The 23,588-nt window shown below is 39.7% G+C and carries 21 protein-coding genes and 1 tRNA gene; 15 read left to right on the top strand and 7 right to left on the bottom strand.

Annotation, left to right across the window (positions count from 1 at the left end):
- Positions 1–90: 90 nt before the first annotated feature.
- Together B9A18_RS21275 and B9A18_RS21270 are read left to right on the top strand one after the other, a co-directional pair.
- Positions 91–2,310, top strand: coding sequence for an NADP-dependent isocitrate dehydrogenase (locus B9A18_RS21275; protein WP_084291570.1), 2,220 nt, complete (start codon positions 91–93; stop codon positions 2,308–2,310).
- A 107-nt stretch (positions 2,311–2,417) separates the two neighbouring features.
- Positions 2,418–2,834, top strand: coding sequence for a hypothetical protein (locus B9A18_RS21270; protein ID WP_084291618.1), 417 nt, complete (start codon positions 2,418–2,420; stop codon positions 2,832–2,834).
- 2 nt (positions 2,835–2,836) lie between these two features.
- On the opposite strand, the gene B9A18_RS21265 is transcribed toward B9A18_RS21270, so the two are convergent.
- A complete protein-coding gene (locus B9A18_RS21265; RefSeq protein WP_084291569.1) occupies positions 2,837–4,690 on the bottom strand; it encodes a DNA polymerase III subunit gamma/tau in 1,854 nt (617 codons plus the stop codon).
- Between the two features lie 78 nt (positions 4,691–4,768).
- Entirely contained in the window at positions 4,769–5,632 is an 864-nt protein-coding gene (locus B9A18_RS21260) for an AraC family transcriptional regulator (RefSeq protein WP_084291568.1), read from the bottom strand.
- 185 nt (positions 5,633–5,817) lie between these two features.
- On the opposite strand from B9A18_RS21260, the gene B9A18_RS21255 reads away from it, so the two are divergent.
- The 6 genes from B9A18_RS21255 (at position 5,818) to B9A18_RS21230 (ending at position 9,485) form a co-directional block, all read left to right on the top strand.
- Positions 5,818–6,411, top strand: coding sequence for a hypothetical protein (locus B9A18_RS21255; RefSeq protein WP_084291567.1), 594 nt, complete (start codon positions 5,818–5,820; stop codon positions 6,409–6,411).
- 141 nt (positions 6,412–6,552) lie between these two features.
- The gene (rpsF, locus tag B9A18_RS21250; protein ID WP_084291566.1) at positions 6,553–6,912 is read left to right on the top strand and encodes a 30S ribosomal protein S6; all 360 of its coding nucleotides are present in this window, start codon (positions 6,553–6,555) and stop codon (positions 6,910–6,912) included.
- Positions 6,912–7,175, top strand: coding sequence for a 30S ribosomal protein S18 (gene rpsR / locus B9A18_RS21245; protein WP_084291565.1), 264 nt, complete (start codon positions 6,912–6,914; stop codon positions 7,173–7,175). Before rpsF ends, rpsR begins: the two co-directional genes overlap by 1 nt.
- 10 nt (positions 7,176–7,185) lie before the next feature.
- The gene (rplI, locus tag B9A18_RS21240; RefSeq protein WP_084291564.1) at positions 7,186–7,629 is read left to right on the top strand and encodes a 50S ribosomal protein L9; all 444 of its coding nucleotides are present in this window, start codon (positions 7,186–7,188) and stop codon (positions 7,627–7,629) included.
- A gap of 76 nt (positions 7,630–7,705) precedes the next feature.
- On the top strand, positions 7,706–8,428 hold the full coding sequence (gene mtgA, locus B9A18_RS21235) for a monofunctional biosynthetic peptidoglycan transglycosylase (protein WP_084291563.1): 723 nt from the start codon (positions 7,706–7,708) through the stop codon (positions 8,426–8,428).
- 22 nt (positions 8,429–8,450) lie between these two features.
- A complete protein-coding gene (locus B9A18_RS21230) occupies positions 8,451–9,485 on the top strand; it encodes an isoaspartyl peptidase/L-asparaginase family protein (RefSeq protein WP_084291562.1) in 1,035 nt (344 codons plus the stop codon).
- 33 nt (positions 9,486–9,518) lie between these two features.
- Here the strand turns inward: B9A18_RS21230 and B9A18_RS21225 are convergent, their stop codons facing one another.
- The gene (locus B9A18_RS21225) at positions 9,519–9,998 is read right to left on the bottom strand and encodes an ABC transporter ATPase (RefSeq protein WP_084291561.1); all 480 of its coding nucleotides are present in this window, start codon (positions 9,996–9,998) and stop codon (positions 9,519–9,521) included.
- Between the two features lie 51 nt (positions 9,999–10,049).
- Here B9A18_RS21225 and B9A18_RS21220 point away from each other — a divergent pair, with 51 nt between their 5' ends.
- Positions 10,050–10,532, top strand: a complete 483-nt coding sequence (locus B9A18_RS21220) for a hypothetical protein (protein ID WP_084291560.1) — start codon at positions 10,050–10,052, stop codon at positions 10,530–10,532.
- Here the strand turns inward: B9A18_RS21220 and B9A18_RS21215 are convergent.
- From B9A18_RS21215 to B9A18_RS21205, 3 genes are read right to left on the bottom strand one after another with little or no spacing between them, the layout of a single operon-like run.
- Positions 10,498–11,295: an MBL fold metallo-hydrolase gene (locus tag B9A18_RS21215; protein ID WP_084291559.1), complete on the bottom strand. Its 798-nt coding sequence runs from the start codon at positions 11,293–11,295 to the stop codon at positions 10,498–10,500. The genes B9A18_RS21220 and B9A18_RS21215 overlap by 35 nt on opposite strands.
- The gene (locus B9A18_RS21210) at positions 11,285–12,085 is read right to left on the bottom strand and encodes a (Fe-S)-binding protein (RefSeq protein WP_084291558.1); all 801 of its coding nucleotides are present in this window, start codon (positions 12,083–12,085) and stop codon (positions 11,285–11,287) included. Before B9A18_RS21210 ends, B9A18_RS21215 begins: the two co-directional genes overlap by 11 nt.
- A gap of 59 nt (positions 12,086–12,144) precedes the next feature.
- Positions 12,145–13,464: a 4Fe-4S dicluster domain-containing protein gene (locus tag B9A18_RS21205; RefSeq protein WP_084291557.1), complete on the bottom strand. Its 1,320-nt coding sequence runs from the start codon at positions 13,462–13,464 to the stop codon at positions 12,145–12,147.
- 203 nt (positions 13,465–13,667) lie between these two features.
- On the opposite strand from B9A18_RS21205, the gene B9A18_RS21200 reads away from it, so the two are divergent.
- A tRNA-Phe gene (locus tag B9A18_RS21200) sits at positions 13,668–13,740 on the top strand.
- Between the two features lie 77 nt (positions 13,741–13,817).
- Here B9A18_RS21200 and B9A18_RS21195 read toward each other — a convergent pair.
- Positions 13,818–14,423: an RNA polymerase sigma-70 factor gene (locus B9A18_RS21195; RefSeq protein ID WP_084291556.1), complete on the bottom strand. Its 606-nt coding sequence runs from the start codon at positions 14,421–14,423 to the stop codon at positions 13,818–13,820.
- Positions 14,424–14,529: 106 nt separating this feature from the next.
- Here B9A18_RS21195 and B9A18_RS21190 point away from each other — a divergent pair, with 106 nt between their 5' ends.
- From B9A18_RS21190 to B9A18_RS21170, 5 genes are all read left to right on the top strand, one after another.
- The gene (locus tag B9A18_RS21190) at positions 14,530–15,678 is read left to right on the top strand and encodes a FecR family protein (protein ID WP_084291555.1); all 1,149 of its coding nucleotides are present in this window, start codon (positions 14,530–14,532) and stop codon (positions 15,676–15,678) included.
- A 218-nt stretch (positions 15,679–15,896) separates the two neighbouring features.
- A complete protein-coding gene (locus tag B9A18_RS21185; RefSeq protein WP_084291554.1) occupies positions 15,897–19,274 on the top strand; it encodes a TonB-dependent receptor in 3,378 nt (1,125 codons plus the stop codon).
- An 11-nt stretch (positions 19,275–19,285) separates the two neighbouring features.
- Positions 19,286–20,839, top strand: coding sequence for a RagB/SusD family nutrient uptake outer membrane protein (locus B9A18_RS21180; protein ID WP_084291553.1), 1,554 nt, complete (start codon positions 19,286–19,288; stop codon positions 20,837–20,839).
- Between the two features lie 58 nt (positions 20,840–20,897).
- Positions 20,898–22,382 (top strand): glycoside hydrolase family protein, encoded by a 1,485-nt coding sequence (locus B9A18_RS21175; protein ID WP_144009575.1) that lies wholly within the window; start codon positions 20,898–20,900, stop codon positions 22,380–22,382.
- Positions 22,382–23,584, top strand: coding sequence for a glycoside hydrolase family protein (locus tag B9A18_RS21170; RefSeq protein WP_084291551.1), 1,203 nt, complete (start codon positions 22,382–22,384; stop codon positions 23,582–23,584). The genes B9A18_RS21175 and B9A18_RS21170 overlap by 1 nt, the downstream gene beginning before the upstream one ends.
- The last annotated feature ends 4 nt before the right edge of the window (positions 23,585–23,588 follow it).

Below are 23,588 nucleotides of genomic sequence, written 5' to 3'. Positions count from 1 at the left end.
TTATCCTATCTTTAGGCGATTTAATCAGAAGCGGGTTTATCTTAAATAATCAGCTTTATTTTTCATTCATATAATCGTATTTATAAAAATATGTCGAACACATCAAAAATTATCTATACCAAAACAGATGAGGCGCCAATGTTGGCAACCTATTCATTCTTACCAATTGTACAAGCTTTTACAGCTTCAGCTGGTATTGATGTAGAAAGCAGAGATATTTCTTTAGCTGGAAGAATTCTGGCAAATTTCCCTGAATTTTTAAAGGAAGAGCAAAAAGTTGGAGATGCATTGACAGAACTTGGCCAATTGGCAACTACACCAGAGGCTAATATTATCAAATTACCTAATATTTCTGCTTCTATTCCACAGTTGGTAGGTGCAATTTCGGAATTACAATCACAGGGATATGCTATTCCTAATTATCCTGATAATGCACAAACGGAAGAAGAAAAAGCAATCAAAGCAAAATATGCAAAAGTTTTAGGTTCTGCTGTTAACCCTGTTTTACGTGAAGGTAACTCAGATCGTAGAGCGCCTAAAGCAGTTAAGAATTATGCAAAAGCAAATCCACATTCAATGGGAGCGTGGTCTGCAGATTCTAAAACTAAAGTAGTAAGCATGACTGAAGGCGATTTTTACGGATCAGAGAAATCTGTTACTGTAGCCGACGCTGCTCAATTTAAAATAGAGTTTGTTGATGCCAATGGAGCTGTTGTTGAGCTAAAAGGTTTAGCGTCGTTAAAAGCCGGCGAAGTGATCGATAGTTCAGTAATGAGCCTTTCTGCATTGAAAACTTTCGTTGCAAAAGCCATTGAAGAAGCTAACGCTGCGGGCATATTGCTTTCAGCTCACTTAAAAGCAACTATGATGAAGGTTTCTGATCCTATCATTTTTGGTGCGATTGTAGAGGTTTATTTTGCAGATGTTTTTGCTAAGTATGCTGATTTATTTAAAGAACTAAATGTAGATACCCGCAATGGTTTAGGTGATGTTTATGCTAAAATTGCTGGAAATGCAAAAGAAGCAGAAGTAAAAGCTGCTATTGACGAAGCCATTGCAAAAGGTCCTGCTTTAGCCATGGTAAATTCTGATAAAGGTATTACCAATCTTCATGTGCCATCTGATGTTATTGTAGATGCTTCAATGCCTGCAATGATTCGTACATCAGGTCAGATGTGGAACAAGGATAACAAACAACAAGATACGATTGCCATTATTCCGGATCGTTGCTATGCAGGTGTTTACACTGCTACGATCGACGATTGTAAAGCTCATGGCGCTTTTGACGTAACCACGATGGGCTCTGTGCCAAACGTTGGTTTAATGGCGCAAAAAGCTGAAGAGTATGGTTCTCATGATAAAACTTTCCAGGCTACAGCAAGTGGAACAATCCGCGTAACTGATGCTGATGGTAAGATCTTCTTCGACCAGAAGGTTGAAAAGGGTGATATTTTCCGCATGTGTCAGACTAAAGATGCACCAATTCAGGATTGGGTTAAGCTGACTGTAAACAGAGCTCGTTTATCGGCTACGCCAGCTGTTTTCTGGTTGGATGAAAACAGGGCGCATGATAGAGAGATTATTGTAAAAGTGAACAAGTATTTGTTAGATCATGACACTACTGGTTTAGATATTCGTATTCTTTCACCAATTGAGGCTACTAAATTCACGTTAGATAGAATCCGTAAAGGAGAAGATACAATTTCTGTAACGGGTAACGTATTGCGTGATTATTTAACAGATTTGTTCCCGATTCTGGAGCTAGGTACATCGGCAAAAATGTTATCTATCGTACCATTGATGAATGGTGGTGGCTTGTTCGAGACAGGTGCTGGCGGTTCTGCTCCAAAACATATTGAACAGTTCCTTCAGGAAGGTTACCTGCGTTGGGATTCATTAGGTGAGTTCTTAGCATTAGCGGTTTCTTTAGAGCATTTAGGTCAAACGCAAAACAACCCGAAAGCTTTAGTTTTAGCTGAAACTTTAGATACTGCAACAGAGTTATTCCTTGCAAACGATAAATCTCCGGCTCGTAAAGTTGGACAGATTGACAATAGAGGTTCTCACTTCTATCTGGCGATGTATTGGGCACAAGGCTTAGCCGATCAAACTAAAGATGCTGAGTTGCAAGCTAGATTTACTCCACTTGCGAAAGCCTTAACTGAGAACGAAAACAAGATCTCAGCAGAGCTGATTGGAGCTCAGGGTAAACCACAAAATATTGGCGGGTACTACAATCCTAACGATGAGTTAGCTTCAGCAGCAATGCGTCCGAGTGAAACTTTAAATACTACTTTGGCAAGCTTATAAGCCTAACCGAAGTTTAAATAAAAAGGGCTGTATCGTTGATGCAGCCCTTTTATTTTGCAAAAACTTTATCGTTTTTTTTGCGTTATACTCATATAAAACTTACCAATATGTCGGGCCAAGATAATAAGCAAGGAGCTAAGCGAGCAACTGATAGGCTTCATCCAATGGATTTGGGAGAAACTAAAGATTTTAACAACCTGTCTTATGATGAGGACAAGAACAGTTTTGAATTTGACGTAAAAGGCAATGATACCGATTACGATCATCCGCTTCCTTATGATACCTCAGCTCCTAATGGTGAAGACAGTATTTCTTCCTATGATGAATCCAATCCCTACATTGGATCTGAATATAATGCGGAAAAGGAGATGAGTGAGAGGCTTGATGGGGCGGGAATGCGCATAGATAATGGTGAAAGCGTAGAGTTGAGCCCAGAGGATGAGATTCTTGGCCGTACGCCTGAGGATGACCGGGATGATCTGGATGAAGAGGGCTATCCGGTTAACGACAAGCCGGGTAAGTAGCGTTAAGAACTCACGTCCAGGTTAAACCTGCGACGCATTTCTTCAAGTTTAGGGTTTTTTTCTACCAGGTATTGGTACTTTTCAACACTGGTATATAGACGATTCACTACTTCTTTAACTACTTGTTTTGTTTTAACGAGTATACTGAAGTTTTTAAGCCTTGGTCTTAAGAAGTTTAGTAGCTCTATCATCTCATTCTGAAGGATATCTTCCTGAAGCTTGTGTTCAATATGGACCATAATTTCTTCCTGACTTTCCAGTATTGGCGGAGAGGTAACCATCAATGTGTATACGTTGATTTTATTGGCTTCTTTTACAATTTGAATGTATTCATTCCAGTAAAACAATAGTTGTTCCTGTGTAAAGGCTTCACGATCGTTCCCGGTTATGTATTTAGGCTCATCGCCATCTTCCCCGTCTTCTTTTTTCTCTATCCCGTTTAAAGAGGGGATAAGTACTGCGGATTTATTTTGTTGTGCAGCAGGCGATGGTTTGAGTACAATTTTTGCTGAAGGCACCGGGGCTCTTTTAGGAAGCGGTATACTTGCAGAGGGGGTAGTAACAGGTTTTGATTCAATAACCGGTATGGCAGGGATTGAACTGGTTGCTGGATTGGTTAAAGGAATAGAGGTTACAGGCGCTGCAACTGGTACTACCTGACTTACGGCTGGGGTAGGTGCCGGAGCAGAAGTTAAACTAGTTTTTTTTTTAATCTGATCGTTGTCAGTTGCGTTGGTAAGCGGTTGGCTGGCTAGTTGAAGTACCGATGGAATGTGGCACATTTTGATTAAAGCCATCTCAACCTGAAGCCGCTGATTTTTACTGTTCTTGTAATTCAGATCGCACTGATTAGCCAGGTTTAAAGCAGTCAGGATGAAAGAAACCGGAGTCTGCTGACTCTGGCTGATGTATTTCTGTTTGATATTCTCGCTAACTTCTAAAAGTTTAGTGGTTTGCGGGTCTTTAGCTACCAATAGATTGCGCAGGTGACTGGCCAGGCCATTGATGAAGTTGTTGCCGTCAAAACCGTTGTTCAGTATTTCATCAAATAATACAAGTGAATTACTTACATCGGCCGTAGTAAGGTATTGCGTCAGTTTGAAATAGTAATCGTAATCAAGGATATTGAGGTTGTCGATTACCGATTTATAAGTTAGATTTTTATTGGTATAACTTACAATCTGATCAAACATGGAAAGGGCATCCCTTAATCCGCCATCAGCCTTTTGGGCAATGATGTGCAGACCGTCGGCTTCTACTGCTATGTTTTCGCGTTCAGCGATTTTATTCAAATGGCCTGAAATGTCATCTACCTGGATCCTGTTGAAATCGAAGATCTGGCAGCGTGATAATATGGTAGGCAGTATTTTGTGTTTTTCTGTAGTGGCTAGTATAAATATAGCATAGGACGGCGGTTCTTCAAGCGTTTTTAGGAACGCATTGAATGCATTTGCTGATAGCATGTGCACCTCATCAATGATGTATATTTTATATTTTCCAGCTTGTGGCGGTATACGTACCTGCTCAATCAGACTTCTGATGTCATCAACAGAGTTGTTCGATGCAGCATCCAGTTCATGAAAGTTAAAGGAATGACCGGTTTGAAAAGAGACGCAAGACTCACAGGTGCCGCATGCTTCCTGCTCGGTTGTTAAGTTGGTGCAGTTGATGGTTTTTGCAAGAATACGTGCGCAGGTGGTTTTACCTACACCTCGTGGCCCGCAAAATAAAAAGGCCTGTGCCAGCTGGTTGTTTTTTATAGCATTTTTTAGGGTACCCGTAATGTGTTGCTGACCAACAACGGTTTCAAACGTTGAGGGACGGTATTTACGGGCTGATACTATAAAATTCTCCATTTCGTCCACGAAAATAGGAATTTTTGTTGAGGTTGGAATATTAGAAGTCCGGAATGTTGAAAATTTGACTGTAAAATATTATTTGAAAACTGACTTAAGCTCCTTTCTATATTGTGAAGCACTTTTCCCTGTGAACTCTTTAAATAGCTTATTAAAGTGACCGAAATTGTTAAAGCCGCTTTCAAAACTAATATTTGAAATGCTGATTTGTTTTTCTGCCAATAGCTTGGAGGCGTGCACAATTCTGTATTCGTTTACAAATTGGGTAAATGTTTTTTTTGTGATCTTCTTGAAATATCTGCAGAAAGAAGGGACGGTCATGTTAGACATTTCTGCAATAGCGATTAAATTGATCTCTTCCTGGAAATGATCTTTAACATAGTTAAAAACCATATTGATTCTGTCGTTATCCTGGATTTGCATTTCCATCGAGAATCCGGCAGCATTTAAAATTTTATAATCGTCAGAATTTTCCAGTTCTTTTAAAATGTTCAATAATGTGAGTAATCTTTCAAAAGGTAGTTGATCATCCATCATTTCAATTCGGTCGCTCACTGCTTTTTTTGTTTCAGGACCAAATGCAATACCTCCTTTGGCTTTGTTAAATAATGCAGGAATACATTTCGTTTCTTCAAGCTCTAAAAAAACCGACCCCAGGAAATTGGGTTTCATCTGAATAACGGTTTCGTTTTTATTTCCTGTATTGGTGTCTGTGAAACCACAATGAGGTAAGTTGCTGCCAATCAGGATTAAATCTCCATCCGTATAATAAGATACATGGCTTCCAATTTGCCGTTTTCCAGCTCCGCCATTTACAAAAACCATCTCGATTTCAGGATGGTAATGCCATATATGAGCTTTATTGTTGTCTTTCTCCGCATATTTTGAATAATAGAATGAACTTCCGAAGGAGGGTTCGATAATTTCAAGACTTGGCTTCATGGTTTGTTGCGATTATTTCTGTCTAAAATACTTAAAAAATGACAGTTGTGTTCTTCTTAAGTGTAAGAATAGTTTTTTGAGGTTAATATGGTGTAGGTATTGGAGAATATGCCGTAAAAGTTTAATAGAATCTGTATGTAATTTTGTCTTGTAAAGTAATTGTTAACTTTTTAAACTCTTTTATCATGAAAAATTTATTAAAAATCGGTTTTACTGCAGTTTTGTTATTCGTTTCTGCTTGTTTGTATGCGGGCGAAAATGATTTTTCATTCAAAGCTGAAGGTGTTAATAAGAAATCTGTTGTTTTCTTTGTGAATGAAGCTCAAATTATGGAAGTTTCAATTTATGGAGCAGGTAATGAGGTTTTATATAAGAAAAAAATCAACGCTAAGGCGGGGTCTACCAAGACATATGATTTGAATTCTTTCCCTGATGGAAATTATAGATTCAAGGTTGTTGCTCAATCCAGGACGGCTGAGTATAATGTGCTTATTGAGGATGGGGATGTGCAGGTTTCTGAGCCTTCAATTACTGAAGCGTTTAATCCGGCTGTAACCATTGAGGATGGGTTGGTGATGCTAAACCTGAAAAATGCACCTAAGGGCTCAATTGAGGTTCAGGTTTTAAACAAATACAACGAGGAATTATATAAGAAGGTATATGATGATGATTCGAAATGCATTAAAAGGTTTAAAATAGCCGGAGTAGGTGCGAGTGCATTGACTTTTGTGATTAGAACTGAAGATGCAGAGTTCGAGAAGACTGTTCAGTTGAATTAAAGATTAAAGTTTTTGGTCTCTAGGCTATTGCGTGCGTTGCACGGATAATTTATGTTCAATAAACCCTTTGTTTCTTAATATAATTATCACTATTTTTGCATCCCGCATTAAGAGCGGATTAATTAAAAAAATAATATAACAATGAATCAGTACGAAACTGTTATCGTTCTAACCCCGTTGTTGTCAGAAGAAGTAGCGAAAGAGGCTTTAGCCAAATTCAGCAAAATCATCACTGACAACGGTGCCGAAATTGTTCAAGAGGACAATTGGGGTTTGAGAAAATTAGCGTATCCGATTGAAAAAAAAGCAAGCGGATTTTTCCACCTTACAGAGTACAAATCTTCAGGTGAATTAATTAACAAGTTGGAGTTAGAGCTTAAGCGTGATGAGCGTGTTCTACGTTTCCTTACCATTAGATTAGACCGTCATGCGGTTGCATATAATGAGAAAAAACGTAGTGGTGCTTTTAACAAAAAACCAAAACAGGAGGTTGCAGGATAATGGCTAAAGATCAAATACAATATGTTACTGCTCCAAAAGTGGACGATAACAGAAAAAAATATTGCCGTTTCAGAAAAAATGGTATTAAATATATTGATTACAAAGACGCAAACTTCTTGTTAAAATTCATCAATGATCAAGGTAAATTATTACCTCGCCGTTTAACCGGTACTTCATTGAAGTTTCAACGTAAAGTGGCTCAAGCGGTAAAACGCGCACGTCACATTGGTTTGTTACCTTTTGTTGCTGACCAATTAAAATAGGAGCTGAGAGATGGAAATTATTTTAAAACAAGATATCAAATCCCTAGGGGAAAAAGATGATATCGTTAATGTAAAGCCAGGATATGGTCGTAACTACCTAATCCCTCAAGGATTTGGTGCTTTGGCTACTCCTTCAGCTAAAAAAGTATTAGCGGAAAACTTAAAGCAAGCTGCTTTTAAACAAGATAAAATTAAGAAAGATGCTGAAGGCATTGCTGAACGTTTAGCTGAGGTTAAATTGTCTATCGGTGCTAAAGCTGGTGAAACAGGTAAGATTTTTGGTGCAGTTAACACCATTATGATTGCTGATGCATTGAAACAAAAAGGTTTTGATGTTGACCGTCGCCGTATCACTTTCGAAACTGAGCCTAAATTTGTTGGCGAATATGTTGCTAACTTAAACTTACACAAAGAAGTGAAAGTTAAGGTTTCTTTCGAAGTTGTAGCTGAGTAATCATCTTATACTGATATTAAGAGCGCCCTGAGTTTCAGGGCGCTTTTTTTATGCCTTTTTTTTTATCTTTGGCCCAATGTCAAAACGTAAACAGACAACCAGAAAGTCTGGCCCCTCTCGCTTTAAAAGAATTATTTCGGTGGTAACCAGGATCTTTCTCTGGTTCTTATTGGTTAGTGTTTTATGGGTACTCGCCTACCGGTTTATTAATCCTCCAATTACCTTGTTGATGGTATTGCGGAATATTGAGCGCAAGACTGAGGGAAAGCCGCTTAAAATGGAAAAGGATTGGGTGGACTTTGTAGATATTGCCGATAACATGAAGCGTGCTGCTGTTTCGGCAGAAGATCAGTTGTTTTTAAACCATATCGGTTTTGATGTAAAGGCCATAGAGAAGGCTTTTGAAACCAATAAAAAGAGTAAAAGGGTTAAAGGAGGGAGCACCATTTCTCAGCAAACAGCTAAGAATGTGTTTCTTTGGCCTGGCCGTTCCTGGATAAGAAAAGGTTTTGAAGCTTATTTTACGCTTTTAATAGAAGCTTTCTGGAGTAAGGAGCGGATACTTGAAGTATACCTGAATGTGATAGAGATGGGGGATGGCATCTATGGTGCCGAAGCTGCCGCACAAGCTTATTTTGGTAAGTCTTGCACTACACTTAGCCGTTCTCAGGCCGCATTGATTGCAGCTTGCTTCCCTAACCCAAGAAAGTGGAGTCCAAAGAATCCAACACGATATATCAAACACCGCCAGTACCTGATCATGAGAAACATGAAAAGACTAGGTCCTCTGGATTTTTAAACGCTGAATAGATCTTTATAATATGAAAGGTAATTTGAAATCTGTAATCGCTTTGCTGCTTTGTTTATCGGTAACAACAATAAATGCGCAAGAGAAAAAAGAGAAATATATCCTTGTTATCCATGGTGGCGCGGGTACCATTATCAAAGCAAATATGAGTGCAAAAAAGGAGGCAGCTTACCGAGCTGCATTAACCCGGGCTTTGCAAACAGGATACAACGCTTTAAAGGCAGGTAAAACGAGTCTTGATGCAGTTGAGGCTACCATTCATGTTATGGAAGATTCTCCATTATTTAACGCAGGCAAAGGTGCTGTTTTTACCCATGATGGCAGGAATGAAATGGATGCATCTATAATGGATGGTAAAACGCTTATGGCTGGAGCTGTGGCGGGAGTAACTACAATTAAAAATCCTATATCTGCGGCAAGGGCAGTGATGGAAAAGTCTGAACATGTGATGATGGTTGGTCCGGGTGCTGAAGTTTTTGCGAAACAGGCAGGCTTAACGATGGTTCACCCATCTTATTTCTATACCAAAGAACGTTGGGAAGGATTACAAAAGGCAATCAAACAAGATTCTACAAAAGCCGTATTAGATCATGGAAATAAGAAATCAATGAAGTTGGGTGCTATTAATAGAGATTACAAGTTTGGGACTGTAGGAGCTGTAGCACTTGATAAAAACGGAAATCTCGCTGCTGCAACTTCAACTGGTGGTATGACGAATAAAAAATATGGCAGAGTTGGTGATTCGCCGATTATTGGGGCTGGAACTTATGCCAATAATGAAACCGCAGGTATTTCCTGCACCGGATGGGGTGAGTTTTATATCAGAAACGTAGTGGCACATGACATCTCTGCCATGATGGAGTATAAAAAAATGCCTGTCGCCGAAGCTGCCAAAGCTGTCCTGGATAAAGTAGGGAAAATGGGTGGCGACGGAGGATTGATTGCGCTGGATAAAAATGGCCAGATTGCCATGCCTTTTAATACAGAAGGTATGTATAGAGGCACAGTTACCGCAGATGGTAAAATCCAGGTGTTAATTTATAAATAGAATATTGAAAAAAAGCCTTAAAATAAAGGTCGGTTATAGTAAATGAGCAAAAACCTTGCTATGCCAGCTGTTTTCGAAAGGAATTTCCCATTTGTTTTCAAACTCTTCCAGTGTTTGTACCAGGTTGTTGAAAACGATGGTTTTCGGACCTACAGTTTTAATGTTTACTAAGGTTTCGAAATCCTCCTTATTGGTTACAATTACTTTGTCATTTATCTTGTAAGCAATGTTAAACCTGTCGAAAAGGTCGACGTTATATAGCTGCTCAATCTCTTTGATTACGCGTACAGAGGCGTCAATAGAACATCCAGTAACACCCGCAGCGGTCTCATCAACAATAAACACAATAAAGAACTGATGAACTACACGCGCTTCCGCCTTTAACTGGTGTCCGTGTGCTGTCCATTGCGTAGTAAAGTCATTCAACTTTTGCTGAATAGCAGGTACCTCGTCATTTGTAAATGCACGGTTACTTTGGTAAACCCAAACTTTAGATTGTGGAGAAAAACTCATACTCCAAATTTAAGAAATTATTTAATTTGATGCAGCTAAATTATTGATGTGATGAATAAGTTTACATTGAGCTTGAAAATGTCCCTCTCCTTGTTGTTCTGCCTGATATTTATGGCTTTTAGCATGGATATTACTTTGGATGAGCAACTTGCTTATATTCAGAAAAAGCTTCTGGAACATCATGATAGTGAGCATTGCGAGGCGGAAGTTAAGCGGTACGAGTTAAATGTTACCAACACTGGGTTTTGCAGATATAAGCGTTTTTATACCAATGGTAAGGTGGAGTATTTCTCTTTTAACCTGGTTAAATTTAAGGATTTAGATTATTATGGGACGGATAAAAACGGAGCGCTTTATTTGCGTACCAAAGGCGAAAATGTAATCGTTCAGACCTACAATGATAAAAGGGGTGGGGATATTGACAGCATGGCTACATACATGGTTATTCCACTCAAAAATATAGAGCCTCAGGATCTTTCAGATCTTTCGGAGCGGCTGATTAAAATGAATGCACAGCTGCTGGCTCTAAAATAGTATAAACCTTTGTTTCTTCGTGTCTGGATGCGACGATGATCTCCGTGCCGTTTGCATGTTGCGTAAACAGGTTGGCAGCTAATTCCGGACAATTGTTGTCTTTAGATAGGTGAGAAAGTAGCAGGTGGGTCATGAAGGTCGGTTTATGGGCAATGAAAAGCTCCAGTGCCTGTTGGTTAGACAAGTGACCTCTCCCTCCGCTGACGCGCTTTTTTAAGAAATATGGGTATGCGCTTTTTTGGAGTAGTTCATCATCATAATTGGTTTCCAGAAATGCGGCATGACATTGTTTGAAGTGAAAGGTAAGCTGTTCGCATACTGCTCCCAGATCGGTAAATACACCAACTTTAGTCTCTCCACAGGAAACAACAAAGCTAACAGGCTCTGAGGCATCGTGTAGTTTGAGGAAGCCGGTAACGAGTAGGTTGCCTATTTGTATGGGTTGGTCAATCTTGAGTGTTCTGAGGAGATCTTCCCTAAGGTTTAGTGGACAGCCTGCCAGGGTTCCAGGATTGATGTAAATAGGTAAATTATACTTTGAGGCCAAGGTAGCGAGGCCCTTGATGTGGTCGGTATGTTCGTGAGAAATAAAAATGGCCTTTACTTTTTGCATAGAAAGGCCAAGTCTCAGCATTCTTTTCTCTGTCTCCCTGCACGATATACCAGCATCAACCAAAATGGCTTCATTGTGGTTGCCTACATAGTAGCAGTTTCCGTTGCTGCCGGAGTTTAGGGAGGCTATGAAAAGATGATTACAATCCATTTGCTCTTGCGGTAATTTCGGCAATATCCAATACCTGAACGTTTTCGTCCTGATCTTTCATTTTTACCCCATCACTAAGCATGGTCATGCAAAAAGGGCATGAGGCCGCAATTACCTGTGGTTGGGTTTCAAGTGCTTCTTCAATTCTTTCGATATTGATGTCTTTGTTTCCTTTTTCAGGTTCTTTAAACATCTGTGCGCCACCAGCACCACAGCATAGGCCGTTGGTTTTGCAGCGTTTCATTTCTACAAGCTGAGCATCTAGAGCTTCTAAAGCTTTTCTTGGAGCTTCATATACATCGTTTCCGCGACCTAAATAGCAAGGGTCGTGGTAAGTGATCTTTTTGCCTTTAAAGCTTTCCCCACCTTCGGCCTTAAGCTTACCTTCGTCTATCAGCTGCTGTATAAGTTGGGTATGGTGTATGACTTCATAGTTGCCGCCAAGACCAGGGTATTCGTTTTTGATGGTGTTGAAACAATGCGGACATCCCGTAACTATTTTCTTGATGTTATAACCATTTAGTACTTCTATGTTGGTCATAGCTTGCATCTGGAACAGGAATTCATTTCCTGCACGTTTTGCCGGATCGCCGGTACAGCTTTCTTCTGTACCCAACACCGCGTATTTTAAGCCAACATGATGTAATATTTTGCAGATGTCACGTGTGGTTTTCTGTGCTCTTTCGTCGTAACTTCCGGCGCAGCCTACCCAGAATAAAATTTCGGGTTCTTCGCCTTTGGCTATCATCTCTGCCATTGTTGGCACTTCAAAATTTAGTTGCGTGCTCATATTTGATGTTTAAGCTATTTCTTTAAATCTTTATTCTTTTATTCCTTAATGCCGGTTACCTAACTCTCCTTAGCCCAGTTGAACCTGTCGGCCGGAGAATATTTCCATGGTGCCCCGTTGTTTTCAATGTTACCCAACATGGTACTGATGCTGGCTGGCGACTGTGATTCTTCCATTACTGCATATCTTCTCAGCTCGGTAATGATAGACAAGGGATCAATGTTGATTGGACAGGCCTGTGTGCAGGCATTGCAGCTGGTACAAGCCCATATTTCTTCACGGGTGATATAAGTGTCGATTAATGATTTTCCATCGTCAAATCCTGTAATATTCGCTTCCTCTTTGTTCTTAGCTGCTTTATCCAGATTTCTACCTACTTCTTCCATTCTATCGCGGGTATCCATCATTATTTTACGTGGAGACAAAAGTTTTCCGGTAATGTTGGCCGGACAAACAGAAGTACATCTACCGCATTCAGTACAGGTATAGGCGTTCATCAGGTTAACCCAGTTCAGGTCATTTACATCTTTTGCACCAAAACGTCCAGGTTCAGCATCCGGAGGTGTAAATGAAGGGTCGAGCATAGCTTTTACTTCATTGGTTACACTTTGCATGTTTGTAAACTCTCCCTTAGGCTCCAGGTTGGAGAAATAAGTATTTGGAAAGGCAAATATGATGTGGAAATGCTTGGAGTAGGGAAGATAGTTTAAAAAAGCAAAAATGCCTATGATGTGGAACCACCAGCAGCCTCTTTCAATAGCGATAAGACCGCTTTCTGAATCAGGTAAAATACTTTGCAGGAACTGACTTACAGGAAATGAGCCTGCTGTAGTATAATGACCAGCGCCTATGGCTTGTAATTTTGCGTCCGCTGCGTTCATGGTTAGAAAGGCAGTCATGAGTAAAATCTCGGTAATCAGGATGTAGTTCGCATCCGATCTTGGCCAGCTGGTCATTTCAACACCACTAAATCTTTTCAGTTTTAGAATGTTTCTTCTGATTAGGAAAATGACACAGGCTATCCACACGCCGATGGCAAGGAATTCAAATGAGCCAATAAGGACATCATAAAAAATACCTAAGCCGCCAAATATGCGGTGTGTACCAAAGATTCCGTCAATCATGATCTCTAATACTTCGAGGTTAATGATAACGAAACCTGCATAAACAATGAAGTGAAGGAAGGCCGGAAGGGGGCGGAAGAACATTTTTGTTTGTCCGAATGCCACTTTGAGCATGGTCATCAGTCTTTTTTGAGGCTGATCTGACCGGTCTACGGCTCTTCCGAGACGAATGTTGCGAATAACTTTCTTTAAGTTATAACTGAACAGGGCTACTGCAGCCAGTGTAATGGCTATAAATAGGATTTGTGACACCATTTGAATATCTCTCTTATCGTTTGGCTAAGTTAAAGCATTTAAAAATAAAACAGATTATTATGCATGCATAAAGTTGAAAATTTAGAAGGGATTTAAATAAAATCACATTATTTTTAAAAAAGATTTTGCTTTTCAAAAAAAGACACTACATTTGCACTCCCAACCGAGGGGAACATGATTGCGAATCATGTTTAAATAAAGATGGTACGGTAGCTCAGTCGGTAGAGCAATGGACTGAAAATCCATGTGTCGCCGGTTCGATCCCGGCCCATACCACTGCAAAAAGCTTCAGAGAAATCTGGAGCTTTTTTGTTTTACGGTGGATTTTGACACTAATTCGGAGTATAGAAGAATCAGTTTACAAAATCGCTGATTCCTTCAGCTATGATTAGTATGACCGTAATGTCCTTTAATGATACACGTAAATGTTTAAGTGCATGGGTAATCTGGTTTTCAACCGAACGTTTCGAGATGCCAAGTTTAGCTGCGATCTCATCATTGCTCATCAATTGGCGTCGGCTCATGAGGAAAATCTCCTGACACCTTTTAGGTAGGTTTTTAAGGTAAGATTCCAATTCCGTTTCCAGGTCATTATACGCAATTCGGTCAAAACCGTTATTCCCCACTGAGCTGTCCGAAAAAACTTCCAGATCTTCTTTATAATCAATAGGAATAATTTTGCTGGCATGGATGCTTTTGTAAACCCTATAACGGCCTGCCGAGGTGAGGTAATTTTTGAAGGATTCAATTTGCAGCGTCTTTCGGTTGGTCCAGACCGTTAAAAAAATATCATGAACAATTTGTTCACAAACCTCTTTATCCTTTACATAAGCATAAGAATTACTATAAATCCGCGAAGAGTAGCGATGAAATAAAGTAGAAAAAGCACGTTCATCATCTAATTTGATGGATTCCCAAAGATCGGCATCGGAGGGAATCTGTGTAATTCTATTTGGCATAGAACGAATTTACATTTTTTAAGGTGAAATATAAATGAAAAATATTTTTAAAAGTATGTGTGTAGGATGTGTAAACAGGTACTATACATATAACCAATTATAAATTATGACGAGGGAAGAATACATCCTGTTGTATGAAAAGTGCATGCAGGGCAAATGCACACATGAAGATAAAAAGAACCTTGATGAATATCAGGACGATTTTTCTTTAGATAACATATACTGGGATGAAGACCGCTTGGGCGACGAACAACAAATAACAAGCAGTATATATAGAAGGCTCCAAAAAAGCATAAGAGATCAGCAACCTAAAAAATTGCAGTGGTATAAACTCCCGCTTGCTGCTGCCATCGCATTGATGACTGTAGGTGCGGGTATTTACTTGTATTTTAATACTTCATCTGATAGAACAAAACAGCACACACAGGTTGCTGAAAAAATTGTTGTGGGCAGTAATAAGGCAATCCTTACGTTATCCGGCGGTAAACAAATTGTTTTAACCGATGTAAATAATGGTGAATTAGTAAAACAAGGCAATACCCGGATTACAAAAACAGCCGATGGTAAAATTATTTATCAACCTTCAGCAGAGAACAGTTCTGATGCTGCTAAGGCTGTTATCTATAACACCGTCAGTACGCCCAAAGGGGGGCAATTTCAAGTTGTGCTGCCTGACGGATCTCATGTATGGTTAAATTCGATATCCAGTATAACCTATCCATCAAGCTTTTCAGGAAAGGAAAGACTGGTTCAGTTAAAAGGAGAAGCCTATTTTGAGATCGCTAAAAATCCGGAGAAACCATTTAAGGTGGATGTGATTGGCAAACAGAAAATCGAAGTGCTGGGCACACATTTTAATGTAGAGGCTTACATTGAGGATCATGAAATCAAGACAACCCTTTTAGAGGGATCGGTTAAGCTCATTACTCAAAATAGACAGGTCAAATTGAAACCGGGCCAAATTGCTGTTAACGATCTTAAAAGGGAATTAACAATTAAACAGGCTGATATAGAGGAGGTAATGGCATGGAAGAACGGCTTGTTTGTTTTAAACGATGTCAATCTCAAGGATGTTATGAAAAAAGCTTCCAGATGGTATGATGTTGATGTTGAATATCAGGGGAATATCTCTAATAAAAAATTATGGGGCACAATGTCGAGGTACAAAGATATTACCGAATTGCTGGATAACATCGCTATTACCTGTTCATTGCGATACAAAATTGATGGAAGGAGGGTGATTTTGATGAACTAGTCTGTACCAGATCAAATACAACCTGATAAACAAAATAACCAGGAGCGTTGAAGCCGCCCCTGGAAATTGCACAGCTTGAGAACTGCTATCAGGGAACTCTTAACGGTCACATTTTACACAACCAATTTTTTAAGTAACCTAATTTCCAAATGTATAAAATTTTAACTGTACTCAGATACGGGATACCCTCTTGTGTCCACCCTAAATTATGGCGAATTATGAAACTGTCCTTTTTTATTTGTCTTCTGGCATTTTTGCACGTCAGTGCCGCCTCTATAGCACAAAAAATAAGTTTAGATAAGAATAACGCAAGCCTTCGTGAAACACTTAATGATATTCGTAAGCAAAGCGGGTATAGCATAATTTGTGACGTTGAACTTTTGAACGAAGCACAGCGGATTAATCTTCATATTAAAAACGTTTCATTGGACGAGGCGTTAAAACAATGTTTCATTGATCAACCCTTGTCTTATGTAATTAATAAGAATACCATTGTCATTACCCCGCGACCTCTGGCAAATTCCATTGTAAAGAAATTCCTAAGTATTTCCGGAACCATTACGGATGAGAAAAATATACCCTTGCCTGGTGTGACCATTAAGATTGAAAATAGTCCAACGGGTGTTTCAACCAACGTGAAGGGCTTCTATTCGATAAATGTACCGGATGAAAAAACAGTACTGGTATTTTCATCTGTCGGCTATCTCACACAGCGACGGGTGGTGGGTAACGCTAAGGTTATTAATATTCAAATGACGGAAGAGAACAGCAAATTAAATGAAATTGTTGTGGTTGGTTATGGTACTGTATTGAAAAAAGATCTGACCGGTTCGGTGGGTAGTGTAAAAATGGATGAAATGCAGAAAGCACCCGTCCGTTCTTTTGAAGAAGCACTGGCGGGTAGGGTGGCCGGCGTAGCGGTATCTAGTGGTGATGGGCAGCCTGGATCTTCCAGTACAATCACCGTCCGCGGGAACAATTCCATCACCCAGAATAATTCCCCATTATATGTTATAGATGGTTTTCCCCTGGAAAATGCGGATAACAATGCCATTAATCCGGCCGAAATAGAATCCATCGAAATATTAAAAGATGCTTCTGCGACTGCTATATACGGAGCCAGAGGTGCAAATGGTGTGATCATGGTCACTACAAAAAGAGGGAAAGCCGGCGAACCTGTCGTTACCTACAATGGTTATTATGGGCTTCAGAAAAACAGGAATGAAGTAGCCTTAATGAATCCTTATGAGTTTGTGAAATTACAGCAAGATCTTAATGCGGTAAATGCAGAAAAACGATATTTTACCAATGGTCTTACTTTGGACAGCTACCGGACAGAAGAAGGAATCAACTGGCAGGAGCGCTTATTTAGAACGGCGCCTATGCAAAACCATTATATGGCTGTTAGCGGCGGTAATGCCAATACCAAATATTCTCTTTCCGGTTCAATTACAAACCAGGATGGGATTATCGTTAATACGGGGTTTAACCGTTATCAGGGGCGTTTAATTTTGGACCAAAAGATTAGTGACAAGTTGAAAACAGGTGTGAACATAAATTATTCAACTACCAGTAGTTCGGGCAGTGTCGTGTCTAACAGTTATGGCAGCTTAAGTACATTAAGCTTAATGTATAGTGTTTGGGCTTATCGACCGGTAAACGGAACTGGTAACAGTGATGATCTGATTGATGAGCTTTATGATCCCGCTATTGATGTGAATAATGACCTGAGATCGAATCCCGTAATAACTGCGCAAAATACTTACAATAAGCGGAATGTTAATTCTTTAATCATTAACGCTTATGCTGAATATAATTTTACCAAAAGTTTAAAGCTACGGGTTACCGGAGGTGTTAATCGTTCAGATCAGGTTGTCAATATCTTTAATAATTCGCAGACACCACTAGGCAATCCATTAAGTCCGCAGGGTAAAGGTGGCCCCAATGGGTCTGTTACCAACAATAGGATCAATGATTTACTAAATGAAAATACGCTTACTTATAATGGCGTAATTGGGAAACACCATAAACTGAATGTACTGGGAGGCTTTACCGTACAACAAACTAACTTTAATAATTTTGGAGCCATTTCATTACAGGTTCCTAACGAAACATTAGGGATAGGCGGATTGGATGAGGGAACGTCATCAACAATTACTTCTGTTACCTCATTAAACAGGTTGGTTTCATTTTTAAGTAGGGTTAACTATAGTTTTAAGAATAAATATTTGGTCACGGCATCCTTCAGGTCTGATGGTTCATCTAAATTCGCACCTGGAAATAAATGGAGTTATTTTCCTTCCGGCTCTATTGCATGGCGGCTTACAAGTGAAGATTTTATGAAAAAAGTACCTGTAATTACGGATGCCAAATTACGGGTAAGTTATGGAATCACCGGAAACAACCGGGTAAGTGATTTTGCTTATCTGGCAACCCTGGTTTTACCAAATTCGGCCGTTTATCCTTTCAATAACGGGGTTAATAAAGGAGCCATTAAAACAGCTTTAGGAAATCAGAATCTGAAATGGGAAAATACCTCACAATTGGATTTGGGCATGGATATTTCATTGCTGAAAGATAGGTTATCTTTTACAGCTGATTATTATCAGAAAACTACTTATGATTTGTTGCTAAATGCCAATCTGCCCCCAACCGCAGGTTTACCCAATGCTTTTAAGAACATTGGAAAGGTTAGGAATGATGGATTTGAATTTACACTCAATACCACTAACATCAGCAATACAAATTTCTCCTGGACCACAAATTTCAATATTGCCTTTAACCGGAACAAAATATTAGCGCTAACAGAAAATCAGGAGAACATTTTAACGAACCTTGCCTGGGATGCTAATTATGTCAATACGCCGCTTTACACAGGTAAAATTGGTCAGCCTATTGCTCAATTTTACGGATATGTATGGGATGGTGTATATCAATACGACGATTTTGATAAGTCGACATCAGGAGTTTACACTTTAAAAGCTGATGTACCCACCAATGGCAACACACGGGGTAGCATTCAACCGGGCGATATTAAGTACATAGATATAAATGGCGACGGAGTTGTTAACGCCGACGATAGGACTGTAATCGGTAAACCTTACCCGCTATATACAGGGGGGATATCTAACACTTTCAATTACAAAGGTTTTGATTTAAATGTATTTTTTCAATGGTCTGCGGGTAATGATCTGTTTAATGCCAACCGCCTGATTTTTGAAGGTAGTACCCGGCTTGATCAAAATCAATATGCCAGTTTTATAAACAGATGGACACCTGACAATCAAAATAATAATATGTTCAGGATTGGTGGGCAGGGGCCTTATGCCTATTCGTCGAGGGTGATAGAAGACGGCTCATATTTGCGCCTGAAAACCATTGCACTAGGGTACAATTTATCAGCTCCTTTCGTTAAAAAAATTAAATTAAAAACTTTAAGGATATATGCGGCCGCACAAAATATAATGACATGGACTAATTATTCAGGTCCGGATCCGGAGGTGTCTGCCAGGAATTCTGCATTAACGCCTGGATTTGACTACTCAGCTTATCCCCGGGCCAGTACAATCACATTTGGTTTAAACACAACATTTTAATAACGTAAATCATGAAAAAAATCATTTACATATTAATTATCACAGCTATTTTCCCATTAGCTTCTTGTAAAAAGTTTTTGGATGTGGCGCCAACTGATTTTTTAAGTCCGCTTAATTATTATAGTACAGAACAGGAAGTAGAAAATGCATTAACAGGGGTTTATGATCCACTGGGAAGAGAGGCGATGTACGGAAGATATTTGTTTACTACGCTGGCGTACGGCAATGACGAAGGATTAAGGTCAGCTTTGGCAACTACTACCGGTTTAGAAGTATTTAATTATACACCGTCGGATGGTATCGTTGGGAATTTATGGACGTCCTGTTACCAGGGCATTGACCGGGCTAATGATCTGTTGGCTAATATATCTAAGCCGAAAATGGACGAGACGAAAAGAAACCGGATAAGGGGGGAGGCGCTGTTTTTAAGAGGGTATTATTATTTTTTACTGGCCGACAATTGGGGTGATGTACCCTTAAAGCTAAGCCCGACAGTTTCAGCCAGTGATGTGGATATCAAAAGCAGCCCAAAAATGGAAGTCTTTGAACAAATTCTGAAAGATATGGAGACTGCTGAGCCACTGGTTAGTACTGCTACGGAGTTGAAGTTTAGTGGAAGGATCTCTAAAACGACAATTGAGGGGGTAATGGCCCGTGTTTGCTTAACGATGGCAGGAAGCCAGGTAAATGATCCGGGTAAACTTAACGATGCGCTGAAGTGGGCCGAGAAAGTTGTGCAGTCAAAAGAGCACAGTTTAAATCCTGATTATAAACAAATATTTATCAACCAATCTAAAGATATCTATGACGTTAAAGAAAGCATGTGGGAAATTGAGTTTTATGGTAACGGTATAGGGAGTTACAATGAAACTTCCTGGGTAGGGGTTTGGGGTGGTATATTGGCATCGGGGCCTGATCTGCAAACACCGGGTTACGGTTATGGTGCATTGTATGCGACTAACAAATTATATAACTTATATACAGATGCGGCCGATGTGAGGCGCGACTGGAACATATCACCTTATTATTTTACCACGACTAAACCTACGAATTTTACAGCAACACAATTGTATAACCGCTATCCCGGTAAATGGCGTCGCGAGTATGAGGTGGTAACACCCAAAAGTAAAAATACTTCGTCCACAAATTTTCCTGTTTTGAGGTATGCTGATGTACTTTTAATGTTGGCCGAGGCTGAAAATGAACTGAATGGCCCGACACAAAAGGCGCATGACGCTTTGAACGAGGTAAGGGCAAGAGCGCACGCTTCTGAATTTAAAGGTACGACGGTTATTACAGATAAAATTGTTTTCAGACAGGTTATTCAGGATGAACGTGCACGGGAGCTTGCTTTTGAAGCTTTGCGTGATCACGACCTGAAACGTTGGGGTATATTTATCAGTACAATGAAAGATTTGTCAAAGAACATTACCGCCAGCTATCCGGCGAATTTGAAATTCCTCGCATTAGCGGGTAACAATATTGCCAATAGACATTTGTATTTACCAATACCAAGCTTAGAATTATCACTTAATAAAGCCATCAAACAAAATCCTGATTGGTAACAGCCCTTAAAAATTAACGATCGGATCCAATTGCATAAACTTTATAAATACGATGAAAATGAAACATAATTTATACCAGTTAGGGGTAAAGTATGCCCTGATGGCAGCTCTGCTGATCATTTGTTCCTGTAAAAAAACAGCTATAATTTCCCAAAATACAGTTGAAACGGGGAAGATTTTAAAACAATCCAGTTTATCGGTTGCGCCGCTGGCAATGGTTAATGTTTCTCTGGATATTGCCTCCTCAACGATCGGTGCAACTGTACCCGCTAATTTTGTTGGTCTGAGTTATGAGAAATCTGATCTTATTAATCCAACCTGGCCTTATTTCAATGAAAACCAAACGGTGTTCCTTCAGTTAATTAAAAACCTGAAAAGTGGGGTACTGCGCCTTGGAGGTAACTCATCTGATAAAATCTTCTGGCAAGATTCGCTAAGGGGCACGTCTACCTCAATTACCCATGTTTACAGGGATGATGTGACTAAACTCAAATTATTTACGGATCAACTGGGATCAGATTGGAAGCTGATTTATGGATTAAATATAGCTAATGACACCGTACATACCTCTGAGGTTAATTTTGTTCAAACTCAGTTTGGAGCAAAGGTTTTAAGCTTTGAAATTGGCAATGAGCCAGATTTGTATCCTCAGAATGGTTATAGGGCAACAGGTTATGGTATTGTTCATTACAAACCGGAGTTTGAGGCCAGCTATAATATTTTACATACAGCGGTTCCGGCAGCTCCTTTTTCCGGACCTACGGTATCCTCTAAAACTGCCTGGATTCAGACATTTGCTGCTGATGAGGCCAGCCGGATCAATTTTTTAACCACACATTATTATAAAATGGGATCAGCCGGAACGATTGAGCAACTTATGCAGTACGACTCGACCTTGGTTTCCCGCTCGGGAATAATTGCGGCAGCATCTACAAGTAGTGGCCTACCTTACCGGTATGCGGAGTGTAATTCTGTTAACAATGGTGGTAAAGATGGGGTGAGCAATGTATTTGCTTCAGCATTATGGGGAGTAGATATGATGTTTTATCTGGCACGTAAAGGAGCTATGGGCGTAGATTTTCATGGTGGACGCAGGTCTTATTATTCCCCGATATATTACAATACCAATAATACATTTAGTGTAAAGCCACTCTATTATGGCCTGCTCATGTTTGCGTTGGCAGATATGAAGCAGTCTTTAAATCAATTGTTAAACAAGAATGGATTAAACATAACCGCATATGCTTTTAAAAATTCGGCAGGTAAAACCTGTGCGCTGGTTGTGAATAAGGATGCGGCCAATACAGCCTTGCTGACAATAACCAGTGCCTCAACCATTATATCCGCCAAATTGCATGAACTGGTTACCAATGCCGCAATACCTTTATCGGCGACAACTGGTATTACCCTGGATGGGGCGGCCGTAAATGCTACAAACGGGACCTGGAACGGCACTTCTACAACCACTGTTGCCGGTACAGGTACTTCAGAAATCACCTTAACAATTAATCCCGCCAGGGCAGTACTTATAGAATTGAATTAATGAATTTAAAGAAATTAAATCGGATAGCAGGCTACGTGTGTATGCTGCTATTCTGCTTATCAGTTGGAGTAAAGGCACAGGTTACAAAACCAGATATTAATAAAGTGCTGCATGTTGCCGAAGAACAATACAAAAGCTACCTGAAGCTATATCCCAACGCTGCGTTATATCCGCGCAGTGTGAATAAAGACGGTTCCATCAGGTTAGTCAAGTCCAAAGATTGGACAAGTGGTTTTTTTGGCGGTAACTTATGGTATATGTTTTATCTAACCCGAAAGGGCAAATGGAAAAATGAAGCCATCAGGCATACCGAAACCTTAGAAAATGAAAAATACAATAAAACTACTCACGATCTTGGTTTCGTTCTATACAATACCTTTTATAAAGCTTACCATACAACGCACAAGAATAGCTATAAGGAGGTTTTGTTAGAGGCCTCAAGATCCTTGTCGTCCAGATATAATCCAAAGGTTGGGGCAATCAGATCATGGGATTTTAAACCTTTCAAATATCCGGTTATAGTTGACAACCTGATGAACCTGGAAATGTTGTTATGGGCATCTAAAGTGAGCGGCGATTCGTCTTTTTATCATATTGCGGTCTCACATGCTGATGTTGACTTAAAGTATCGTTTCAGACCAGATCACAGTACTTATCACGTACTTGATTTTAATCCTGCAAGTGGTGAACTGATTAAAAAGCAAACTTTCCAGGGGTATGCGGACAGCTCATGTTGGGCCCGGGGACAAGCCTGGGCAATCTATGCTTACACTTTTTTATATCGGGAAACCCGCGACTCCAAATATTTAGTACAAGCTGAAAAGGCGGCGGATTATTTTTTGTCACAAACCGATCTTTCTCATGATCCAATTCCTTTCTGGGATTTTAATGATCTGGAAATTCCGAATGTGTCAAAAGATGCTTCAGCAGCAGCTGTAGTGGCATCCGGTTTACTTGAGTTAAGTACTTATGTTGTTGCACAAAAAAGATATTATGAAAAAGCTCAGGCTATACTGAGCGCTTTATGTACAGATGAGTATCTGGCAAGGGCTGGAACGAATCAGTATTTTTTGCTAAAACATAGTACAGGACACCGACCGCATCACGACGAAATAGACGTTCCCCTTATTTATGCGGATTATTATTTTTTAGAAGCCTTATACAGATATCAGCATTATAAAAACTTAAAGGATGTCTTATAAATTC

Origin of the sequence: Pedobacter nyackensis (genome assembly GCF_900176505.1) — a bacterium.
Classification (GTDB): Bacteria; Bacteroidota; Bacteroidia; order Sphingobacteriales; family Sphingobacteriaceae; genus Pedobacter; species Pedobacter nyackensis.
This window is presented reverse-complemented; position numbering and strand designations above follow the sequence as displayed.